The organism is Motilimonas thetidivivens (assembly GCF_046452435.1).
In the GTDB taxonomy this organism is placed as follows: Bacteria; Pseudomonadota; Gammaproteobacteria; order Enterobacterales; family CBDFNC01; genus Motilimonas.
The window spans coordinates 1-23,554 of the sequence record NZ_JBKFDK010000012.1; the positions used below are offsets into that span (position 1 = coordinate 1).

A 23,554-nucleotide genomic window follows, 5' to 3' on the forward strand; every position below is an offset into this window, starting at 1 on the left:
ATAAAAACAATACCTACTCTAAATACAGTCAAATTAAACAGTTGAAGAGCCGACGAAAGACTAGTTACAAATAAATCAATAAGGGTTGGAGTCTAACCAAAGTCACAACTCTTTTCATCTCTAAAAAACATCGTAAACAGTCAAATCAAAATCATGTTTAACAGTATAGCTGAGTAAAGTGGATGCAATGTAAGTTTGGGGGAATACAATAAGTTGGCATTTGGGGAGTGGGGCGAATGACGGGGATTGAACCCGCGACAACCGGAATCACAATCCGGGGCTCTACCAACTGAGCTACATCCGCCGCTGTTTGCATTAAGCAATGATCCTAACGTGGCGCACCCGACAGGAGTCGAACCTGTGGCCTTTGCCTCCGGAGGGCAACGCTCTATCCAGCTGAGCTACGGGTGCAAATGTTAGGCAAAGAAGTCTAAGGTTTTGCGATTAACGAGTCCAGTATTTTTTCTTGTCTCATTATCAAGTGGCGATTTTGTCGACAATATAAATATCGTCACAGACACTTGGTTACTTAATCCTCAAGCCTGAACTTAACCTATTAACATCTCCTAACCGATTAAAGCCAAAAAGGCCCCGCAGGGCCATTTTGTTAAATTGGATTTAGGCTAATCAGAGCCAAACAAATCACGGGTGTAAACCTTATCCACCACATCAGCCAGCTCTTCCACCATGCGGTTCGACACAATCACATCACAATCGGCTTTAAACTGACTTAAGTCACGATAAACCTTAGAGTGGAAAAATTCATCTTCTTTAAGTACCGGCTCATACACCACCACTTCGATACCCTTGGCCTTAATGCGTTTCATAATGCCTTGGATACTCGATGCGCGGAAGTTATCAGAGCCCGCCTTCATAATAAGACGATAAACCCCAACCCGCTTTGGACTACGCTTAATAATCGAATCGGCAATAAAATCCTTACGCGTGGTATTCGAATCGACAATCGCGCCAATAATACTGTTCGGCACATCCGCATAATTTGCACGTAACTGCTTGGTATCTTTAGGTAAACAGTAACCACCATAGCCAAACGACGGATTATTGTAGTGTGAGCCAATACGCGGATCTAACCCCACCCCTTGAATAATCTGGCGCGTATCCAGTCCGTGGGTTTCCGCGTAAGTATCTAGCTCATTAAAATAAGCTACGCGCATCGCTAAATAAGTGTTAGAGAATAGCTTAACCGCTTCAGCTTCGGTTGAATCGGTAAACAGCACATCTATGCTTTCTTTGATTGCCCCTTGAACCAACAAATCCGCGAACATCTCGGCTCTTTCGCTGCGCTCACCCACAATAATCCGTGAAGGATACAAGTTATCGTAAAGCGCCTTACCCTCACGTAAAAACTCAGGTGAAAAGATCAGATTATCGCAGCCGAACTCAGCTTTAATACGCGACGTATAACCCACCGGCACCGTAGACTTAATCACCATCACCGCATCAGGGTTTATCGCCATCACATCTTTAATCACCGCCTCAACAGAAGAAGTATTGAAGAAGTTTGTTTCAGGATCATAATCCGTTGGCGTAGCAATCACCACGTATTGCGCCCCTTTATAGGCAGCCTCTTTATCAAGCGTGGCACTAAAATTAAGCTGCTTGTTCGCCAAAAAATCTGAAATTTCAGTGTCAACAATGGGCGATTGGCCATTGTTTAATAAATTTACTTTTTCTTCGATGATATCAACGGCAACCACTTCATGATGCTGCGCGAGTAACATCGCGTTAGACAGGCCAACGTAACCTGTTCCGGCTATAGCAATTTTCATTTGGTTTACTCAAAAAACTAAAATAAAGATAGAATAACACAAGAAAACTCTTGCAAGGATAAAACTAATGAGTGAATAGAATAAAATTCTATCGCACTGACATATCAAATCTAAGTTGAAACAGATACTTAAAATCTTAACACGAAATAAAATCAAGCTTTACGGATAAATTGAGGTATTTTTGAAAAATTCTTCCAAAACAATGCCGGCACGACCGCTAAACCACTACTTTTCAATGCTCGAATATCTTCACAAGATTTTAGATAGATATTCTTTAAGCTCCGATTACTCACCCCACCCTGCTTCATTTTAATCAATACATGCTCACAATATGACATTGAAACCCCACCAGACCACAAATATCTAAGTAACGAATCATAGTCACCGGCAATTTTATAGCTTAAATCGAACCCCCCCATATTTTCATATAGCTCTCGCTTCATATAAAACGTCGGATGGGGTGGCATCCATCCATACTTTAATTTATTTCGTGAATACTCACCGCTTTTCCAATATCGTATGACCTTATCAGTATTAGTTGCTGAGACATATTGTAAATCACCATAAACTGCATCTTTTTTGCTCTCTAAGAATGTATCAACAATTTGTTGAACAGATTCAGAAGAAGCAAATTCGTCATCGGAATGCAAAAAACCGACAACATCTCCAGTGGCTGCTAAGATACCTTTATTTAACGCATCATAGATACCTAGATCAGGCTCAGAAATGAGTTTTGATACCCTTGTACTTTCACGCTTTACAAGTTCTAAAGTGCCATCAACTGAAGCTCCATCTACAACAATATACTCAATATCAGAATATGCTTGCTGCTCTACTGATCTAAGCGTATCGCAAATGGTCATGGCACTATTATATGTTGCTGTTATGATGCTCACTCGCATAAAGCCACCGAATTATTTACCCCCGTAATCGCTTAAAAACATAGATCCGGCAGTTTTCCACTCACAATAAAGAACATGAAACACATCAAACTATGTTCCAATTATATGCTCTAACCACTAAAACTGGTGCCCAATCATTTTTAGCATTGCATTTTGGAAAAAACGCGAACATTTTTATATAATCACCCATCATACCTAAGGCATTCTATCAGATAGTTTCTCGCTGAATCAGGGTGTTAGCATGAATTTTTTGATAAAAATCTTAGTGATCAAAGTAACATTTTCTTATCCGAACAGCAGTGCAACAATCCTTGATGGCCTAACTGCCGCTGTCCTGCAGCAGCTATTCGTCTAAGGAAACATCACTCATCATTCAAAACACATTCATGCGTTTTCCCTACAAAGCTCCTCCTTTGCCCCCGATATTATTGATTTCGCCTTCATACTATATCGTGGCATTGGCTTGCTGCGACTACAGCCATCATTCAGAATGATAAGCATAAATGTGCAAAAAGCATTCATGTGTTAGCCCTGGCCATGGCTAACGAGAGAATACACAACAGCACTTATCCTTATCCTTATCCTTATCCTTATCTTAATTTCTAGCCTAGCGTTCACATTCAAGTTACGATGTGACTCTGGTATTGAGCTCCTCCTTTGTATGATTAATCATAAATAGTTGCCCGAAAATTTCTCTCTAGCGACGGTATAAAGCGAATGATAAATAATTTGATATTTCGGAATACCCTTTGGGTTGGCTTAGAAAAATCTTTAAGGCTCATACTTGGGGTGCTTTTGAGTAGTTTAATTGCTCGTAGTTTAGGCCCCGCAGAGTTTGGACAACTTAACTTTCTTATCTCATTATTAGTCATCGCATCTGTATTAAATTCGTTAGGCCTGAATAGAATCATTATTCGTGAAGTTGCAGACCACCTAGAAGACATTATATTCATTAAGACAACCATCATTACGGCTCTTTATTTAAGATTGCTAATTTCACTTATTTTATTTCTTTTTGCTGTTATTTTTTCATGGGCTATATGGCCTGCACACCTTCTCTATTCTGCCGTTGTTTTTTCCTCATTATTTTTTATTTCATTCGATGTCTTTGATTTTTATGCGCAAGGCACTTCAAACTTCAAGATAATCAGCATCTGTCGTTCGGTCGCTTTCCTTATTACATCTGCAATGAAGTTGGCGGTGGTTTTTCTTGACGGCGGGATTGATTTTTTTGTTTTTTTGATCCTTTTTGAGCATGCGTTGGTCGCTATACTTTTTTATTACCTTTTCGTGAAAAAGAATAATGCTAATTTGAGTTTTTATGGGGTAAAGCTAGAGCGAGGTGTGCAGTTACTTCGAGAATCTTGGCCGGAAATCATAGCTGGCTTTGGTGCTATTATGTTTATGCGCCTTGACATGATTTTTTTACAGTGGATATCTGGCGATCTTAGTGTTGGAATTTACTCAGCTGCAACAAGGATTACTGAGGCTTGGTACTTTTTGCCCGCTGTGATTATTGCAACAACTTTTCCTAAACTGATTAGTTTGCGTCAAAGTTCTTATTCACAATATCTTGACGGTATTCGGTTGTTAATGTCACTACTAGTAACGATGTCTTTAGTTATTGCCATCATTTTTACTCTAACAGCGGATTGGATAGTGGCTTTGTTATATGGCTCCGATTATGCTGAAAGTGCTAATGTTATTGTTTTACACACTTGGGCGGGGCTATTTTTTTGTATGGGGATTGCTTCGGGCTCTTGGCTTGTTGCTGAGAAGAAATTAAAGCTTAACTTGCAAAGAAATTTGTTCGGCTTGGCAGTAAGCGCATTAACGAATTGGTTGTTAATTCCAAGTTATGGGGTCACTGGATCTGCAGTTGCAACACTGGCTGGTATGAGTGCTGCTTTTTACTTATTTGATGCATTTCATCCACAGCTCAGGCCTATGTTTAAGCTGAAAACTAGCGCATTGCTTCCTGTATACCTTTATCACTTTATTTGTGAGAGAAGAATCTAACCCCATGAAGTTAAAATCAATTTTCAAACATGTTCAATACTCTATATCACCTAGTACTAAATTGGAAAAACCAATTGTAATTCAATTCCCTGTGATTGATATCTGTAATTCTCGTTGTCAGATGTGTCGCATTTGGGAGAATAAAAAGAGCCAAGATATTAATGTGGACGATTTAAGGAAAGGATTAAGTAGCAAATTGTTTGATAAAGTGGAAGGGATTGGATTTAATGGCGGTGAACCAACTTTACGAGGAGATTTGATTGAGCTGGTTGAAGTTGCATTAAACTCACTTCCAAATATAAGACAAGTATCAATAATCACAAATGCTTATAAACATATTGACGTAGTTGAACAGATAAGAAAAGTTGGTAATTTAGTGAAGTCACATGGTAAGTACTTTGATGTGATGGTCTCACTTGATGGCTTTGGCGAAATTCACGATCGCGTTAGAGGGCGAACGGGTAATTTTGATAGCGCGAAGAAAGTTTTGGCGTTTTTAAGTAAGTTTAATAACGTTGATAATATCCGAATCGGATGCACTATAATTCGAGATAATGTATTTCATTTAAGCGAATTACTAGAGTTTTGCCTCGCTAATGATCTATATGTAAAGTATCGCCTTGGTGTACCCCATCAACGTTTATATACCGAAAACTTACTGGATCCTTATGCTTTAACATTTGAAGAAAAATATGAACTTGTTGAGTTTTTAGAAGGGATTATTAAGTATTATGAGTCGAGCCCTCTACAGCGATTTTTTTATCGCTCATTGATTGAACAGATTATTTATAATAAGCCTCGTGCTGCGGGTTGTGATTGGCAGCACCGCGGTGCCACCATTACATCTAAGGGGGAGCTCGCTTATTGTGCAGTGAAAAGTAAAACCTTGATGAGTAATATAGCTGACGGCGATCCTATGCATGCCTATTTTTCTAATCAAGAACATTTATCTGAGATCATTTCTAAAGAATGCGCAAATTGTCATCATGATTATGTTGGTTTACCTAAACCAGCTGAATATCGCCGAATTTTACGTTCTCGGATTGATGATATGTTTGGCCTTAAAGAAAAATTACGTAAAGTACCAGGCTTTGTTACTCTCAATAAACGCCGTCAACGCCATAGTTACAATAATCAACTGCAATTTTACCGCTCCCAAAGTAATAGTCCCCCAACTTCTTGTGAAAGTAAACAGGTTCTAATCTGTGGTTGGTATGGTACTGAAACTTTAGGAGATAAGGGGATTATTGGTGGGGTAATGCATGCGTTAAGGCTGCAACTTGGTGATAACACTCGTTTTATAGTGGTTGCTTTATATACTTACATTAGCGAAATTACTCGTCGTCAAATGCCAGAATTTCGAAATACTCAAATAGTCACTCCTGAAGAAGGTATCGGGCTAGCTAGCCAAATGGATTATGTTGTATTTGGTGGCGGCCCATTGATGGCGATTGATTCATTAGCCCCAATGCAAGTGATGTTTGAACGAGCGAAACAGGGGAATGCTAAAACTATTGTCTCTGGTTGTGGTGTTGGCCCTCTAGGCGATGAGTGGCATAACGACAGTATTGCCAATATTTTAAACTTAGCCGACATTCGGGTTTATCGAGATAGGCGTTCACGAGATTATGCGCTCCAACTTGGAGTTGATGCCCAAAATGATGCTGTTGCAGAAGATCCTGCTTTCACATGGTTGGCCTCAATTGCCAATCAATTACCGAGCAATATAAATGATCCAAACCAGCAGGTGCTGCTGCTTGGGTTACGTGATTTTCCTTATCAAGAATACGCTCGCCATATTCCGCTTTCTGAAGCACTTGCTATACGTGATAATTATGAACGGGTAGTCGTCGAAGCTTTAGAGCAGTTGGTTGTAAAACGGCCCAACTTAGTGATCCATCCACTGCCCATGTGTACGAACCATTTTGGCTCTGACGATCGCTGGTTTTACCGACGCTTATTCCGTTTCAAACCTACTTTAGCAAATGCCCTAGATTACTCCTTGTTAGGGCCTGAAATGGCACCATTGTCATATTGTGAGGCATTCAAAAGTGCTGATGCATTGTTAGCAATGCGTTTTCATTCACTTGTTTTTGGTTTAGGGCTGGGAGTTAACTCCGTTGGACTAGATTATACCTTAGGTAAAGGCAAGGTATGCTCGCTTGCCGAATGCTTTGGGGTTCCATTATTGGGGATGAGCCATCTTCAAGTTGAAGAACTTGTAAATGCTTTAGAAAATTCGTTGGATGCACAACAAGCCGCCCCAATCACTATGGAAAAGCTTACCTTTACCTCTTCATTATTAACAAAAATGAAGGAAATATAAGTTTGAAAATTCTACATATTTGCTACAGCGATCTAGAGGGGGGAGCGGCAAGAGCAGCTTATCGCTTGCACCAAGCTCAGCGAAAACAAGGGCTCGACAGCCAGATGTTAGTGATTAACAAATGTTCTGATGATCCGAAGGTTCATGCTGTCTCGGGTTTTCGCCGCATTCGTACCCAATTAGCTTCACTATTTAGTCGAAATATATTACGACTTCAACAAAATCCTAATCCAGTGCTTCACTCTCTTAACTTGTTCCCATCTGGGTTACTGCATGACATAGAAAAACTGGCCCCCGATATCATTAACCTACACTGGCTTGGCGGAGAAATGTTATCCATTGGTGAGATAGGCCGCATACAACAGCCAGTAGTGTGGACGTTACATGATATGTGGGCGTTTAGCGGAGCGGAGCATTATGATGACGATAAGCCATCAGAACGGTATAGAGTCAGCTATAGCAAGGGAAGTCGACACCCGTCACACCAAGGAATAGATCTCGATAGGTGGATATTTCAACGCAAGCAAAAATTATGGCAAGGAAAGTCATTCCACATTGTTACACCTAGTCATTGGATGGCAGATTGTGTTAGGCAAAGTGATCTATTTTCAAAGATGCCTACCCGTGTTATTAGCAATTGCATTGATCACCTCCTTTACCGCCCCTTATCTAGGGAATTGGCTAGAGAGGCTCTCAAATTTCCAATTGACAAACAACTGATATTATTTGGTGCGATGTCAAGCACATCAGACCCTAGAAAGGGCTATCACTTGCTGATCCCTGCTTTACAGCAGCTGACAGCAGAAGGTAAAACCGAAAATGTAGAATTGGTCATTTTCGGAGCAAGCAATGGTGACGCCGAATCCCTTACAGGCATTCAAGCTCGCTATATGGGAACGATGCATGATGATATTAGCCTCATCCTGCTTTACAATGCAGCTGATATTTTTATCGCCCCTTCATTACAGGATAATTTACCTAATACCTTAGTTGAGTCTTTAGCATGCGGAACCCCATGTGTCACCTTTAATACAGGGGGGATGTTGGATTTAATTCATGATCCTTGCATGGGAGAAGTCAGTAAGGAAATCACCCACGAAGCGCTTTCTGAAGCAATAAGTATCGCTTTAACGAAAGAATACGATAGGGAAAGTATTGCAATAAAGAGTGCTAAAAGTAGAGATGAAACTAACATTGTAAAAAAATACAATGAATTATATCAAAGTATAAAATAGAATAAGAACTGTTGTGATAAATAAAATCAGTGTTATTACCGTTGTTTATAATGGAAGGCAAGATATTCAATCTACGATAGAATCCGTTGCCAATCAAGATTACCCTCATATTGAGTTTATTGTAGTTGACGGGGGTTCTAGTGATGGGACTGTTGATATTTTATCTTCTAACAATAACGTTATAGATAAGTGGATTTCTGAGAAAGATAAAGGGATCTACGATGCTATGAATAAAGGCGTAAAGCTTGCTACTGGCGACTATGTCATTTTCATGAATGCGGGCGATCTATTTTTTACGCCAAATGCTGTTTCAAAATGCATATCTACTTTATGTAGCTCTGATGTTTTATATGGGAATCATTGGGTTATTGGAGCTAGACGAGTAAATGGCCTACAAACTGCAAAAGCGATTGAGCATTTAAATAAAGGCATGGTTTGTTCACACCAGAGTATGTTTTTTCGACGCAGTACTCTTATAGATAATCCTTTTTCATTTGATTATGGCTCAGCAGGTGATTATGAACTCATATGCCGGTTATACAGTAAAGGATTTGAATTTAATAGAGTTGATGAGGTTATTGCATATTATCAGGCGGGTGGAGTCTCCGATGTGAAAAGAGTTAAGTCATTGTTGTTTTCATTGAAAGCGGGAAGCGAGCATTTACCCCTTAACTGGAAAGATTATGCTTACTACACTTACAGAGTTTTACGTGAAATCATCGTTGGTATTTTTTACAAGTGAATACTTCTAGCTTTAATGACAAGGTAAAAACTACATAGTGACCGCATGAATGTAAAAAATTTAGACGGAAAAATGAGATTTTCTTATACAAAACGCCGTGAAATCACCATAACGTCTTAACTTCCGCATTCTTATTACAGATTTTCGTATAATAATAAACCACTCATCTCTGAAAAATTCATGCGATTGCCATGGTAAAAACGATGTTTACTATTTACTTACAAGAGTTCTCATGATTTACATTGATCTGATAATTAATAAATTACAGTCTCATGGTGGCATATCGGTTTATTTTAACGAGCTAACATCTAGGCTATCCAAAGAAAATATCAAAGTCACTTTCTTGAATGAAAAAAATGATAAAACGTCTATTTTTGAACGCCCGTTAAAGTGGCTAGAAAGATATAGAAGTGTAAAAATAAATAGTAAAAAAGGTGTTCTTCATTCTTCTTACTATCGTGTATCAAATAATAAAGAAATTAAGCTGGTAAATACGGTTCATGACTTCACTTATGAAAAGTTTATAAAAGGGCCTGCCAAGTGGATACATTGTTGGCAAAAATATCGCGCTATCCTACGTAGTGATATTGTTATTTGCGTATCTCAGAATACAGCCAATGATTTGTTTCATTATTGCCCTATCGAGGCTTCTAAAGTTCGAGTAATCTATAACGGTGTTTCAGAAATATATTCACCACTCAACCTCAGAGAAAGGACTAATGAGGTATTATTCGTGGGTGCAAGAGCTGGATATAAAAACTTCTCCCTCGCTGTAGAAGCAGTTGCCAAAATTCCTGATTTAAGCCTCAGTATAGTTGGTGGTGGTATGCTGAGTAAAAATGAAACGCGCTTATTGGAACATCATTTACCCGGACGATATCAATGGTTAGGGCGTTTAAGCGATAACGATCTTAATGTAGCGTATAATCGTGCGTATGCATTGTTATATCCTTCAAGCTATGAAGGGTTTGGTATTCCGATATTAGAAGCGATGAGGGCTGGATGTCCGGTAATCGCAGTTAACGTATCGTCAATACCTGAAGTTGCTGGTGATGCAGCAGTATTAACTCCAAAAGCCGATACAGATCTGTTTGTCGACGCGCTGAAATCCGTAGCCAGTAGACGAGAGAGCCTAATGCATGCAGGCTTTGAGCAAGCTAAACTTTTCTCCTGGGATAAGTGCTACATTGAAACCCTGCAAGTATATAAAGAACTTATGCAATAAACGGAGTAAATCTGACGTGAATAAAAAAATTGCTTTAATAACGGGTATCACAGGTCAAGATGGCTCTTACCTTGCCGAGTTTTTATTAGAAAAAGGGTATGAAGTACATGGTATAAAGCGTCGTGCATCTTCGTTTAACACAGAACGTATCGACCATATATATCAAGATCGTCACGAGTCTGATCCACAGCTTTTCCTTCATTACGGTGATTTAACGGATACATCGAACTTAACCCGTATACTTAGTGATGTTCAACCCGATGAAGTGTATAACTTAGGCGCTCAGTCTCATGTTGCGGTTTCGTTTGAAGCACCTGAGTACACGGCAGATGTTGATGCCATTGGTACATTGCGCCTGTTAGAAGCAATTCGCTTTTTAGGCATGGAAAAGAAAACCAAATTTTACCAAGCATCGACTTCTGAACTTTACGGTGAAGTGCAAGAAATCCCGCAAAAAGAAACCACCCCGTTTCACCCTCGCTCGCCGTATGCGGTTGCCAAAATGTACGCATACTGGATAGTGGTGAACTACCGTGAATCTTACGGTATGTATGCGTGTAACGGCATTTTGTTTAACCATGAATCGCCTCGTCGCGGTGAAACCTTTGTTACGCGTAAAATCACCCGCGCATTAGCGAATATTTCGCAAGGGTTAGAAAAGTGCTTATACCTAGGTAACATGGATGCGCTGCGTGATTGGGGTCACGCCAAAGATTACGTGCGCATGCAATGGATGATGTTGCAACAAGATGTGGCAGAGGATTTTGTTATCGCTACCGGTAAACAAATCACGGTACGTGAGTTTGTGCGTATGTCTGCAGCTGAGCTGGGTGTGACGTTAGAGTTTAGCGGTGAAGGATTGGATGAAATCGCAACCGTTGTGGCGATTGAAGGTGACAACGCGCCAGCGCTTAGCGTTGGTGATGTGATTGTTAAGGTTGACCCGCGTTATTTCCGTCCGGCTGAAGTTGAGACGCTACTTGGCGACCCTTCTAAAGCGAAACAAAAACTAGGCTGGGAGCCGCAAATTACCGTTGAAGAAATGTGTGCAGAAATGGTTCAAAACGATTTAAGTAAGGCCAAACAACACGCTATTTTAAAAAGTCATGGTTACGACGTTAGCGTGTCAGCTGAGTAATTAGTTAAGTTAAGTGGCGTTTACAAAGAGCTGATCGATGCCAGTTTTTCGTTTGGAAAGAGAATAGGTTTTGCCCATGAAAAAGATATTTGTAGCGGGTCACAATGGCATGGTTGGCTCAGCCATTGTTCGCCAATTGCAGGGAAGCAGTGACGTTCACGTTGTTACTCGTAATCGCAGCGAGCTTGATTTACTTGACCAGCAGGCTGTGCGCGCCTTTTTTGACGCTGAGCAAATCGACCAAGTTTATCTTGCTGCAGCCAAGGTTGGAGGGATTGTGGCGAACAATACGTACCCCGCTGAATTCATTTATGAAAACCTCACCATCCAGAACAATATCATTCACAGTGCACATTTAGCGGGCGTACAAGATTTATTGTTTTTGGGCTCGTCATGTATTTACCCTAAGCTGGCTGAGCAACCAATGACCGAACGCGCCTTGTTGACAGGCACATTAGAGCCAACCAATGAGCCTTACGCTATCGCCAAAATTGCCGGCATTAAAATGTGCGAGTCTTATAATCGCCAGTACGGTCGCAATTACCGCTCAGTGATGCCAACCAACTTATACGGTGAGAATGATAACTTTCACCCAGAAAACTCGCACGTTATACCGGCATTATTGCGCCGTTTTCACGAAGCCAAGCTTAATGATGATGCAAAGGTGGTGGCGTGGGGCTCAGGTAAACCAATGCGTGAATTTTTGCATGTGGATGATATGGCGGCGGCCTCTATCTATGTCATGAATTTAGACCAGACGACATACGAAGCCAATACTGAGCCTATGTTGAGTCATATCAATGTGGGTACTGGCGTTGATTGCACTATTCGCGAATTAGTTGAAACGGTAGCGAAAGTGGTGGGCTTTAGCGGTGAAATCGAGTTCGATATTACCAAGCCGGACGGTGCACCGCGTAAGTTAATGGATGTATCATGTTTAAAAGCCCTTGGTTGGAGCGCTACCATTACATTAGAAGAAGGGTTAACGTTAACTTACGACTGGTTTGTAGCTAATCAAGGTATGTTTAGAAAGTAGTGGCTTGCGTTATCATTTCAATCTTTTTTGTTTCTGTATTAGAACGGTTGTATTTGATAGCGGTTATCTTTGCTTCATATTAACAACATTGTTCACTGAGGAGCTTTGATGCTTTTACCTGTAATCATGGCTGGCGGATCTGGCTCACGCTTATGGCCATTATCGCGCCAACGTTTCCCCAAGCAGTTTTTAACTTTAATCGGTAACCACTCCATGCTACAAACCACGGCGCTGCGCTTGAAAGGGATTGAGCATGCACCTGCCTTGGTTATTTGTAATGAAGAGCATCGTTTTTCGGTTGCTGAGCAATTTCGAGCTAATGCGATTAAAACCAGCGGCATTATTTTAGAGCCCGTTGGCCGTAATACAGCGCCTGCTATTGCGCTAGCTGCTATGCAAGCGTTAAAGAATGGCGATGACCCACTGCTTTTAGTGTTAGCGGCTGACCATGTGATTAAAGACGAAGCAGCCTTTTGCTCTTCGGTTGAGCAAGCCGTGCCGTTTGCACAGGCTAATAAGCTTGTGACCTTTGGTATCGTGCCAACCACTCCAGAAACCGGCTATGGCTATATCAAGCGCGGTGAGGTGCAAGGTGATAATGCAGGCTTTAGCGTGGCGCAGTTTGTTGAAAAGCCAAATTTAGCCACGGCGCAAGAGTACCTAACATCTGGTGAATACTACTGGAACAGCGGCATGTTCTTATTTAAAGCCAGCACCTACTTAGCTGAGCTAAAAGCCCATCGCCCAGATATGTTAGCTGCGTGTGAGCAAGCGATGGCGGTCACGCAAGCCGATTTAGATTTTATTCGTGTTGATAAAGCGGCGTTTGAAGCGTGCCCCGATGATTCCATCGATTACGCAGTAATGGAAAAAACCACCCAAGCCGTAGTGGTGCCAATGGATTGCGGCTGGAGTGATGTCGGCAGCTGGTCAGCACTTTGGGAGGTGTCTGATAAAGATGAACATGGCAACGCTTGTCGTGGTGATGTGATTAATGTTGATACCCGCAACACCTATGTCCATGCTTCTGAAAAACTCGTCACTACCATTGGATTAGATGATGTGGTTGTCGTTGAAACCAAAGATGCAATTTTGGTAGCGAAACAGTCTGAAGTGCAACAAGTTAAAAAAATCGTCGAGAAACTAAAAGCTGAAACACGCAGCGAGTGGCAGCATCATCGTGAAGTGTATCGCCCTTGGGGTAAATACGACTCAATTGATAATGGCGACCGCTTCCAAGTAAAACGTATTACGGTGAAACCGGGTGAGAAATTATCGATTCAAATGCACCACCACCGCGCCGAGCATTGGATTGTGGTAACAGGCACTGCCAAGGTGACCAACGGTGATAAAGAACTGTTGCTGACTGAAAACCAATCGACTTATATTCCAGTCGGGGTAATCCATGCGCTGGAAAACCCAGGCAAGGTGCCATTAGAGCTGATTGAAGTGCAATCAGGCTCTTACTTGGGCGAAGATGACATAGTGCGCTTTGAAGACAGATATGGCAGGATAGATCGTCATTCCACAGTCAGGGCAAACGCATGAATGTTTTTTAAGCAATGAGTGTTATAATTAAGTCCAGAATGAAAGCCGATTTAACAGGTAAAAGATTAAACTGTTAAATCGGCTAGTGAATTAAATAGCAGCTTGAAAAGACAATTTAAATACAACTGATAGCACAAACACTAAGCAACAACCTTCATCTCTTTCTGCTTTGAAATAGCAGTTTCATATGCACTATCAAGTAAGGCTGACCGTTCCTCACTTTGCTGTTGAGAGTTAGGTATTCGGTACATTGAAGTTGTTTTTGGAACAAACTTAAACTCACTGATAAGGCCATACTTAGTCCAAAGATTCCAGTCTTCCAAATAGTCCATATCTTCTTCAAAACCACCAACCTCCTCAAAAAGGCTTCGTTTAAAGAGAATTGCTTGAATTGGAATATAGTTGTGCTTTAGTAGTACTTCTCGTGAAAATTCTTGATAAAACAATGGTAAAGTAAAATGGTTATATTCAGTATAAGTACTATCTTCTTTGTTAACGTCTGTTGAAACAGCCCAAGCTAATGAATACGCAGCTCCGATTTTTGAATTTGAAAGTAATTCATAAGCCAAGGTTTCAACATGATCAGGAAATAGCAGGTCATCATCATCAAGGAAAAGGCAATACTTACCTTTGGACTTAGCTAGGCCTTGATTACCTGTATACGAACGACCTTTCTTTTCAAAACCATAAAATTCGATATTAATACTCGGATAAGCTTCTTTGACTCTCCCGACAAGACTAGCCATTGTATCCCCACCATCTTCAACAATGATATGTTGAATATTCGGATAGGTTTGGTTAATAACTGAGGCAATACATTCTTTAAGTAAGAACTCACGACCGCGATAAGTTCGCGTGATGATAGTAACCAATGGCAAGGACTCTGTCTTTCGCACCTCTGTTTTAAGTTCATAGAAGGCACCTTCTCTTATCATTTCGTAGTCAAAACCACGAAATGGAAAATAAGTATGCTTAAGTGCGATAGTTTTCAAAAAATGGGGGGCATTTTTAAAGATTAAACCAATGTTACGTTTTACCAAGTCACGACAATTCGGGACACTATTCCCTCTTAAATATAGCGCCAACTGTAACGGAATGATGGCGAGTTTATCGTAGAAATTTCCATACCTTAATCGTAAATAGCTATTTGCTAAAGTACTGCCTGAAAATTGGAGGGGCTTAACTTCACCAGCCTCCTCATATGTGTAGTGATGCACAAGCGCGGATGGAATGAATTTTATTCGGTATCCCAATGAGCGGAAGCGATAGGATAACTCAACATCTTCACCATACATGAATATTTTTTCTTCATAACCGCCAACATTAAAATAGGCAGACCTTCTAACAAGTATGCAAGCATGAGAACACCAAGCTGTTTCAAAAGTAAGTGGATCGTAAAATTTGGGGTGTTCGTAAGGCGCTTGTCTTAATTCCCAGCAAGCCACATCTTCAGCGTCAGAAGTTGCGAATGATACAACTTCAACCAAAGAGTCATACTCAAATTCTAAATCAATGTTGCTGATTAATACGAGTTCCGTATTGGTTTGCGAAAAAGCATAATCATGACCTGCGCCAAAGCCTAAATTTTCTCTCTCATAAACGTTAAAGGAAGCAAAACCATGATCAGCTGATTTAGCTTCATTTAATTTACAGACAGTATCATCAGTAGAACCATTATCAACGAAGTGTAAGTGGATGAGATTAATAGGATACTGCTGCGCTAAAAGGCTTGATAAAAACTTGCCAAACCAACGACCATTATTATAAGTAACAACACTTATAGAAATTTCTGGTAGTTTTTCACTACTAGATGACTTATTTGCAATGGCACGATGCTCATCAGAGAACAATAAGTCATGTCTATTTTTGGTCACGCCTGATGAATAGAGTAGATTCTGCCTACTATCTGGAAGTTGAGAAATATATAGTGACAACTTTTGCTTGATCAACTTGAATCTTCGTAAATACTTTATTAAACCCGAGTTGATCAACTTCCCTTTTAAAGTGATAGAAAAAGAAGTCACATAACGTCGAGCATTTCTAAATGGTGCGGTATAACGCCATGATTTAGATGCTGTCATACCATCCATTATTGATATGCGTTGCTCTCGGTCAACAGTTAACCACTCGATCTCATCATTCTTAACTTCAATATCTGATTCCAAGCCTGAAATCACTTCATTCAAATTTTTTATATCTATAGATAGCTTTTCACGAAATTCTTTATGAGATTTGACTTCATTAGCTAATGCTAGATTCTGTTCATTCAAAACATCTATATCATTAACCAAATGCTCATTAAATATTTTGTGTTTATCAATTTCAGCACCAAGTTCATCTTTCAAAGAGTTCAAATCACTTGACAAATGCTCGCTGAATAACTTGTGTTGTTCGATCTCTGAACAAAGCTCACTATTTTTATTAACAAGTTCAAGTACATCATTATTTATTCGGCTTGAAAAGCTAATAGACTCTTCAAGCTCTAAAGCAAGCTTATTGATTGTCGCATCATGCCAACTAAATTGCTCATACAGCCTATCGTACTCCGAGCAAACCTCATCCCATAACTTACTTTCTCGATCATCAGATAGCACTAGCTGAAAAATTTTCTCCGCTAAACTTGCCATGCCAATTGCATTATTACTTTCATCGCCCGAGTAATTTGATAAGCTAGAGTCAATAACATCTGAGTCAGTAACGCTTTCGATACCTAAATAATGCTTAACCTGATTTTCAATCTTTTTCGTATCTTTTAACAGTTCTTCGTAATTCAATACATAGTAATCATATTCTTCAATATTTCTGTAACTATCTAAAACATATGACATCCAAAGTAAATATGCTTGGGTTTCACTGTAGCCATTGCGTTTCACAAGTGAACTGACAACAGCATTAGGATGCCTGATAGCATAAATATATTTTACATCTGCATTTTCGCTAACAAATATATCATGCCAGAAGTGAACCAAACGGCAATGTCTTGGATCTTTCAAGCCAATATATTTTGAATCCGATTTTTTTGTCTTGAAAAAGGCACAAGCCCGCGTCGTTAGCTCTTCGCTAACAGGGTTGCTTAAAGTAGCCAATCCGCTCCATTTAGTACCAAGTTCGGCCAAAAGTCTTTCGTTAATCTCTACAAAATCACGATCTTCCCAAAAACCTCTTTTATTATCTTGCGCGGCTGGAATTAAATTTTGTCCAAAATCCACACCAAAGGATGATAGCAACTCTGCAACAGCACTGGTACCAGAACGATGCATTCCTAAAACGACAACCACTGACTTATTAATCATTCTTCCCACTTACAATACTTTGAAATCTATTTTCTCAGCCACTGCTAAATCTAAGTTGAACATGATAGTTACTAACGCTTTGCTCGCATTGCGTTAAACAACTTGTTATCTTAATAATAACTATCACACATTGAATAACATTATTTTTTTCAAAAAGTTCTATATTCTTCTGTTAAACATATGCTTCTACGTAATTTTAATCGCGCATACACCACCGCTAAGCGGTCCAACAGTCCCATATTTTTCTTTTGGCCCGCAAACACTTCTTGCGGTGGAACGTCATGATTAGCAAGTTCAAGAAAATTAAACACCCTAGCTAACGTGGCTTGGTGCTGATGACGCAAATCATCATTATGTAAAACAAGCACCTGCTCAGGCTTAAAATGTTGTTTGATAATGGCTAGCTGATCACTAAAACGGCCTCGGTCTAAGTAGGAATGGATGCGCCAAGGAGAGCCGAGCGCCCACTTATCACTTGCTTGTTTTAACCGTGTAGGCTCAGCTAAAAAAGCACCTAGCAGCGAACGAGGCTCATGGCCGCGACCGTGTTCCATTTGGTATTGCGATATCGCGCGATCAACCGGATCTCGCACCAGCATAATCACCTTAGCTTGTGGTGAAAACGCCGCTAACCGGGCAATAATGCCTGGCAAGTAGCAATATATAGGTGTCGCATCACATAGGTACTTCTCACCTTGATAGTGAGGCAACAATGCCTTATAGGCATTCACTAATGCCGCATCATCACTGGTTAAATGCGCGGGAGAATCAAAAATATGCGCTTCTTTACCCTGTACCAAGCAAATATCAGGGTGCTGTTGTAAAAAACTCGCTAGCGCGGTGGTACCGCATTTTTGCCCGCCTACAATGTAAAGGTTAGGCTTCATTCACTACCTCTGCGTGCAGTTCCATACCAAAATCAATTAACCCTGTGGTATCAGGGTTTTCTTCAATCACACTAAACATGGCAGCATCAACACCCCGGTGTAAAAACTGGCGTTCGCCGTTGACTAACGCCGAGCAGCCGCAGTTTAAAAAATAGGTGCCGTTGCGCAATAAACAAGGAAACCGAAAACGCACTTGAATCACCTGCCCTTTTGCCACAAATGCAAGGCGCTTTTGATGATTGCGCGTTGTCGTTGCACCAGCCAGCTCAGCCCCTTCAACGGTTTTAATCAACATGCCAAAACCCACTTCAAAGGCGTCTTGGGCAAATGTCACTTGAAAGCAATAATCGTAATAATGACCAGACTGTAGCAAATTTACCCGCTGCCCCGCGGTGTTGCGCAATAGTGGGTGTTGAATCAAGGCACCATTTGATTGATACCAAACCGTTGAGCTAGGCACTAAATTTTCGTCCAGCTTGCCACTGTCATCGTCATCATCTTTGGTTAGTAGCACAGGCTCACAGCTTATATCGCCGGCGATAATGCGCTGGCGAAACTCATCACGCTCAGCCCCTGTCATGTGAAGCAATTTATGATAATTATGCACCACGTCTTTTGGGCTGCCCGTCATTAGCATTTCACCTTTATCAAGCAAAATGGCGCGATCGCATAGATCAATAACTTGCCCCGCGGAGTGTGACACAAACAACAAAGTAACGCCTTGTGATTGTAATTGCTTGATACGGGCGTGACATTTACGCTGAAATGCATCGTCCCCCACGGCCAGTGCCTCATCCACAATTAACACATCAGGATCGGTATTAATAATGACCGAAAATGCCAAGCGCAACATCATACCGCTGGAATAGGTTTTAACTGGCCTATCAATAAATTCACCAATAGCCGAAAAGGCCAAAATATCATCCAACTTAGCGCGGATTTCAGCTTCGGTTAAGCCCAGCAAGGAGGCATTAAAAAACACATTTTCGCGGCCAGTAAACTCAGGGTTAAAGCCTGAGCCCAATTCCAGCAAGGCGGCAATACGCCCATCCACCGCCACTTCACCTTGGTCGGGGCGCATCACACCGGTAATAATTTGCAATAGGGTGGATTTGCCCGAGCCATTATGGCCAACAATCCCTAAGGTTTCCCCTTGTTCTGCACTAAATGAAATATTAGTTAAGGCCTGAAAGCGTGGCACCTTAGTGTGGCCAAAGACTTTTTCTTTTATCACTTGCAGCGGGTTATCAAACATCAAAAATGATTTTGATACATTACTAACGCGAATGCTCACTCAAAGTTACCCAAAAACTAAAAGGCGTATTATGTCAAAAGCAAGCCGAAGAAAAAAGCACAACCCTCCCATCAAGAGGGATTTATTAATTTAGGAATGTTTTATAAAGATAAGATATATAACCACGGGCTGATAATTCTAATTTCAATGAATTAAAAGCCAAACAGCTCCATCGTCACTGGATTGATAATGTAAAGCATCGCTTTTATTAATGGTGATAATCACCAAAGGCGCGTTTATTTATGCTATTTAAACTGCAGTGCTCAACACTATTTTCAAGCAGCAAGCTGCGATACCAGCGCGAGGGGCATGTTAGTCTGGCCGTGCCCTGGGCGATTAAGCTTAATGGCAATAAAGCAAAAACCGCTTTCATCAAACAAAAAAAGAGGCGCTAAGCGCCTCTTTAAAGCTTGTTAGTTACGCTCTTAATTAAAGAGTGAAATCAACTAGGTTACCGTCTTTTTGCGTCTCAACGCCACGAGTACCGTTTTGGATGTCTACACCCACACCAGATACTTGTTTCTTGATTGCAACTTCACCTTGGTTAGTCTCAACTTCAAATAGGAAGCGAGCTTGGCGGCCTTCAGTTACAGTCACACCTAGGTCTTCTTGAACTAGACGTGGGTCAAGTGTTACCGCACCACCGCTAGGTAGAGTAGTAGTTAGCGCTTTACGCACTACAAGGTCAGTACCTTCACCAGCACCGTTTACACCGTGTTGAGCGTATTCAGTGATAGTAACAAAGATCTTACCGCCTTCTGGTGGAAGAACTTTAGATACGTCACGGATGTAGATTTGGTTAGAAGAAGTAGTACCAGTAGTGATGGTGTCAAACTTCATACCATCACGCTCGATAGTGATGATGTCTAGGATTGAACGCTCAAACAGGTTGTAAGTTGCGCTTGAATCGATAACGCTTGCAGTTAGCTTGTAAGAGCCAGCTTGGATTGCGTCATCACCAGTGAATGGTAGTACAAAAGTATTTACCGCTTCAGTGTCGCCACCTTCGATGGTACCAACGTTAGCGTAACCTGAGCCATCAAGAACTGCAGTAGCTACAGTGCCTTCTTGGTTTAATGTCCAGCCACCTGCTAATGGAGCAGTTGCAGTGAAGTCACCTTCAATCGCTAGCTCAATTTGTGGTGCTTGGATAACTTGGTTAGTTGTATTGTTGGTGATTTGGATACAGCCTTGAGTAACAGAATTAATTGTTACATTAGGTGCAGCAGCTTGAAGCTCTTTAAAGCCACTTGAAACTAGTGCTAACGCAGTTTCACCGTCTTCGTCTGCATCACATATTGCATCGTAGCCTAGGCTAAATAGTGGCACAGGAGAGAAGATAGGATCAGATTGTTTTGGATCCGCTGTGTAAGATGCGTTTAGAAGTGCACCGAACGCTAGTTTAACATCGCTTGAGAAACCTGGGTCAACTTTAAATAGTTGGTTACCAGCTGCGAAGTTAAATTGGAAGCTATCCGCAGTTGTAGCTGCATTAGCTGCATAAATACGTAGACGCTTGTTGTTTAAATCAAGTTCGTGACGTAACCAAGTTGTTGGACCATCGGTGTCCGTTTGGAATACTTTTTCAACGTCAGCGATTAAAGATGAAACTGCAGGACCAACACCTTGACCAGCGTTAGAAACTGCGATGTTGTAGTCTGTAGCGCCAGCGGTTAGGAAGTTTTTAACGTCAGCTGGGTTAAATTCTGCTGGGCCCTTGATTTCAACAATGATAACACCAGCTGCATCTAGGTCTTCACCAGCTTCAAGAGTCATTGTGATAACGTCTTGGTAAGTTGATAGTGCTAGTACTTCATCTTTAGTTACAGAAGCGATATCTGTTACGGTGTTACCTAGGCCGCCATTTAGGTCTACTGCCATAGCAGGCGCAGCGGTAACAGTTGCAAGGATTGCTGCAGCAATCAGTTTCTTTTGAAACATTGTTAATTTCCTTTTAGAAAAAAGTTTTTTTTGGATCCTAAGAATAAAGCTAAGTCTATTCTTTATATACCTTGATGCAAATTGCATCAAACTTAGCTAGCAATATAAAATACCACTAAACTGAATTCGCACCAAAGCGCGCAACGATATTTTTATGCTAAACCGCTTAACTGTCAAACGAAGAATCAAAAAAAACGGTTAATCATCAATAAAACACAACCTAGATCGCTAATTTTTACCGACTCACGCCACCTTAGCAACCAAATTATCATCAATTGTTCAAAAAGCAACCACACCTGCACAATTCGATTATTTATCGCTCTATCGTAGAGTAATTGCTTACACCTTGGTGGGTGAAGCTTATCTTGGTAAGATTACCGCCTCTTTTGCCACAGCAAACATTATGTCCAATCAAACCAAGCAAGCTGTAGCTAACAGTCTCGATGCCTATATTATTCAGCCTCGCTAAGGCTTCTTCACATTTATGAAGTGAGTAGGCCTGTGGTCATGTTAATAAAAACGTACCCTGCCCTTTTAATCGCTGTCTTGACAAGCTAAAATCGCCACTCTTTATGATAACTCGCCTAGCTCCGGCTTAACCTTTACTCTATATAACGTAAGCCAAGCAAGGTTTTTTGCTTGCAATATCGCCACTATTTTTGGGCCACTGTTGTTAAGCTAGCCAGCGATGCTGGCCATACAAAAAAGGTAGTTTATAACAATGAAAGGAATTATCTTAGCTGGCGGCACCGGCTCACGTCTTCACCCTGTCACCTTAGCTTCAAACAAACAGCTTCTGCCCGTTTACGATAAACCAATGATTTATTACCCATTGACTACCTTGATGCTAGCAGGCATTAAAGAGGTGTTAATCATTTCAACCCCGCAAGACAAAGCTCTGTATCAGACCTTGTTTGGTAACGGTGAGCAGTGGGGGATTCAGTTAAGTTATGCCGAACAGCCCAGCCCCGATGGCCTAGCCCAGGCCTTTATTATTGGCGAGCAGTTTATAGGGGATAGCAGTGTCTGTTTAGTGTTGGGCGATAATATATTTTACGGCCATGGTTTGGCCGACACGCTACAACAAGCCGCGCAACGCGAACACGGGGCCACTGTGTTTGGCTATTATGTACAAGATCCTGAGCGTTATGGGGTGGTTGATTTTGATGCTAACGGTAAAGCATTAAGCATTGAAGAAAAGCCCGCCAAGCCTAAATCTAAATATGCCGTCACTGGTTTGTATTTCTATGACAATCAGGTAGTGGAGTACGCAAAGCAAATCACGCCTTCGCATCGCGGTGAGTTAGAAATCACCGATATTAATAACCTTTATTTGCAAGCTGGCCAATTAAATGTAGAACTACTAGGGCGCGGCACGGCCTGGCTTGATACAGGTACGCACGACTCACTACTCGATGCGGCTAACTTTATTCGCGTCATCGAAAAACGCCAAGGGCTAAAGGTATCTTGCCCTGAAGAGGCGGCCTACCGGATGGGCTACATAGATGCAAAACAGCTCGCTTTACTGGCTCGCCCCTTGGTTAAAAGTGGTTATGGCCAATATTTGCTTACCATTTTAGAAGAACAAGGTATCAGCCATGAAAATTATTAATACCGCGATTAATGATGTAAAAATTATCGAGCCCACCGTGTTTGGTGATGAGCGCGGTTTTTTTATGGAGACCTTTCAGCTTGCCCGCTTCCAGCAAGATGTGGCCAATGTGACCTTTGTACAAGATAACCACAGTAAGTCTAAGCAGGGCATTTTACGTGGCTTGCACTATCAAACCCAGCATACCCAAGGCAAATTGGTACGCGTGGTGGCCGGCAGTGTGTTTGATGTGGCGGTTGATATGCGTGAAAGCTCGCCAAGTTTTGGGGAAGCGGTTGGCGTAATTTTGTCGGCAGACAATAAACGCCAGCTTTGGGTACCACCTGGCTTTGCCCATGGTTTTTATGTGCTGTCAGACAGTGCAGAGTTTGTTTATAAGTGCACTGATTATTATCATCCAGCAAGCGAAATCTCGGTGTTGTGGAACGATCCCACCTTGGCTATAGACTGGCCTTTGGTTAATCAGCAGCCACCTGAGCTTTCAGCAAAAGATCAAGCAGGTTTACTTTTTAGTGATGCGCCAAAGTTTCGCTGATCTTGGCCCTTGCCTGTATCGAGTATCACTG

The 23,554-nt window shown here is 41.2% G+C and carries 16 protein-coding genes and 2 tRNA genes; 10 read left to right on the forward strand and 8 right to left on the reverse strand.

Annotated elements, in window-relative coordinates:
* Positions 1 to 228: 228 nt before the first annotated feature.
* The 4 genes from ACK8OT_RS10525 to ACK8OT_RS10540 all read right to left on the reverse strand — a co-directional run bounded on the left by ACK8OT_RS10525 (position 229) and on the right by ACK8OT_RS10540 (position 2,692).
* Positions 229 to 304, reverse strand: a tRNA-His gene (locus ACK8OT_RS10525).
* Between the two features lie 30 nt (positions 305 to 334).
* A tRNA-Arg gene (locus tag ACK8OT_RS10530) sits at positions 335 to 411 on the reverse strand.
* A gap of 212 nt (positions 412 to 623) precedes the next feature.
* Positions 624 to 1,790, reverse strand: coding sequence for a nucleotide sugar dehydrogenase (locus ACK8OT_RS10535; protein ID WP_410196472.1), 1,167 nt, complete (start codon positions 1,788 to 1,790; stop codon positions 624 to 626).
* Positions 1,791 to 1,942: 152 nt separating this feature from the next.
* Entirely contained in the window at positions 1,943 to 2,692 is a 750-nt protein-coding gene (locus tag ACK8OT_RS10540; protein ID WP_410196473.1) for a glycosyltransferase family 2 protein, read from the reverse strand.
* 717 nt (positions 2,693 to 3,409) lie between these two features.
* On the opposite strand from ACK8OT_RS10540, the gene ACK8OT_RS10545 reads away from it, so the two are divergent.
* From ACK8OT_RS10545 to ACK8OT_RS10580, 8 genes are all read left to right on the forward strand, one after another.
* Entirely contained in the window at positions 3,410 to 4,711 is a 1,302-nt protein-coding gene (locus ACK8OT_RS10545; RefSeq protein ID WP_410196474.1) for a flippase, read from the forward strand.
* A gap of 4 nt (positions 4,712 to 4,715) precedes the next feature.
* A complete protein-coding gene (locus tag ACK8OT_RS10550; RefSeq protein WP_410196475.1) occupies positions 4,716 to 7,037 on the forward strand; it encodes a polysaccharide pyruvyl transferase family protein in 2,322 nt (773 codons plus the stop codon).
* A 2-nt stretch (positions 7,038 to 7,039) separates the two neighbouring features.
* Complete coding sequence (locus ACK8OT_RS10555; protein ID WP_410196476.1) at positions 7,040 to 8,272, forward strand: glycosyltransferase; 1,233 nt, start codon at positions 7,040 to 7,042, stop codon at positions 8,270 to 8,272.
* 13 nt (positions 8,273 to 8,285) lie between these two features.
* The gene (locus tag ACK8OT_RS10560; protein WP_410196477.1) at positions 8,286 to 9,014 is read left to right on the forward strand and encodes a glycosyltransferase family 2 protein; all 729 of its coding nucleotides are present in this window, start codon (positions 8,286 to 8,288) and stop codon (positions 9,012 to 9,014) included.
* A gap of 232 nt (positions 9,015 to 9,246) precedes the next feature.
* The gene (locus ACK8OT_RS10565; protein ID WP_410196478.1) at positions 9,247 to 10,239 is read left to right on the forward strand and encodes a glycosyltransferase family 4 protein; all 993 of its coding nucleotides are present in this window, start codon (positions 9,247 to 9,249) and stop codon (positions 10,237 to 10,239) included.
* 16 nt (positions 10,240 to 10,255) lie between these two features.
* On the forward strand, positions 10,256 to 11,377 hold the full coding sequence (gmd, locus tag ACK8OT_RS10570) for a GDP-mannose 4,6-dehydratase (RefSeq protein ID WP_410196479.1): 1,122 nt from the start codon (positions 10,256 to 10,258) through the stop codon (positions 11,375 to 11,377).
* A gap of 76 nt (positions 11,378 to 11,453) precedes the next feature.
* Entirely contained in the window at positions 11,454 to 12,413 is a 960-nt protein-coding gene (gene fcl, locus ACK8OT_RS10575; RefSeq protein WP_410196480.1) for a GDP-L-fucose synthase, read from the forward strand.
* Positions 12,414 to 12,521: 108 nt separating this feature from the next.
* A complete protein-coding gene (locus tag ACK8OT_RS10580; protein WP_410196481.1) occupies positions 12,522 to 13,961 on the forward strand; it encodes a mannose-1-phosphate guanylyltransferase/mannose-6-phosphate isomerase in 1,440 nt (479 codons plus the stop codon).
* 140 nt (positions 13,962 to 14,101) lie between these two features.
* Here the strand turns inward: ACK8OT_RS10580 and ACK8OT_RS10585 are convergent, their stop codons facing one another.
* The 4 genes from ACK8OT_RS10585 to ACK8OT_RS10600 all read right to left on the reverse strand — a co-directional run bounded on the left by ACK8OT_RS10585 (position 14,102) and on the right by ACK8OT_RS10600 (position 21,376).
* The gene (locus ACK8OT_RS10585) at positions 14,102 to 17,254 is read right to left on the reverse strand and encodes a glycosyltransferase (RefSeq protein WP_410196482.1); all 3,153 of its coding nucleotides are present in this window, start codon (positions 17,252 to 17,254) and stop codon (positions 14,102 to 14,104) included.
* Between the two features lie 149 nt (positions 17,255 to 17,403).
* Complete coding sequence (locus ACK8OT_RS10590) at positions 17,404 to 18,141, reverse strand: sulfotransferase family protein (RefSeq protein ID WP_410196483.1); 738 nt, start codon at positions 18,139 to 18,141, stop codon at positions 17,404 to 17,406.
* Complete coding sequence (locus ACK8OT_RS10595; protein ID WP_410196484.1) at positions 18,131 to 19,435, reverse strand: ABC transporter ATP-binding protein; 1,305 nt, start codon at positions 19,433 to 19,435, stop codon at positions 18,131 to 18,133. The genes ACK8OT_RS10590 and ACK8OT_RS10595 overlap by 11 nt, the downstream gene beginning before the upstream one ends.
* A gap of 429 nt (positions 19,436 to 19,864) precedes the next feature.
* A complete protein-coding gene (locus ACK8OT_RS10600) occupies positions 19,865 to 21,376 on the reverse strand; it encodes a VapA family S-layer protein (RefSeq protein ID WP_410196485.1) in 1,512 nt (503 codons plus the stop codon).
* A 721-nt stretch (positions 21,377 to 22,097) separates the two neighbouring features.
* On the opposite strand from ACK8OT_RS10600, the gene rfbA reads away from it, so the two are divergent.
* Positions 22,098 to 22,988 carry a glucose-1-phosphate thymidylyltransferase RfbA gene (gene rfbA, locus ACK8OT_RS10605; protein WP_410196486.1) on the forward strand — a complete coding sequence of 297 codons (891 nt, stop codon included), beginning with the start codon at positions 22,098 to 22,100 and terminating at the stop codon, positions 22,986 to 22,988.
* Positions 22,975 to 23,523 (forward strand): dTDP-4-dehydrorhamnose 3,5-epimerase, encoded by a 549-nt coding sequence (gene rfbC / locus ACK8OT_RS10610; protein WP_410196487.1) that lies wholly within the window; start codon positions 22,975 to 22,977, stop codon positions 23,521 to 23,523. The genes rfbA and rfbC overlap by 14 nt, the downstream gene beginning before the upstream one ends.
* Positions 23,524 to 23,554 lie beyond the last annotated feature (31 nt).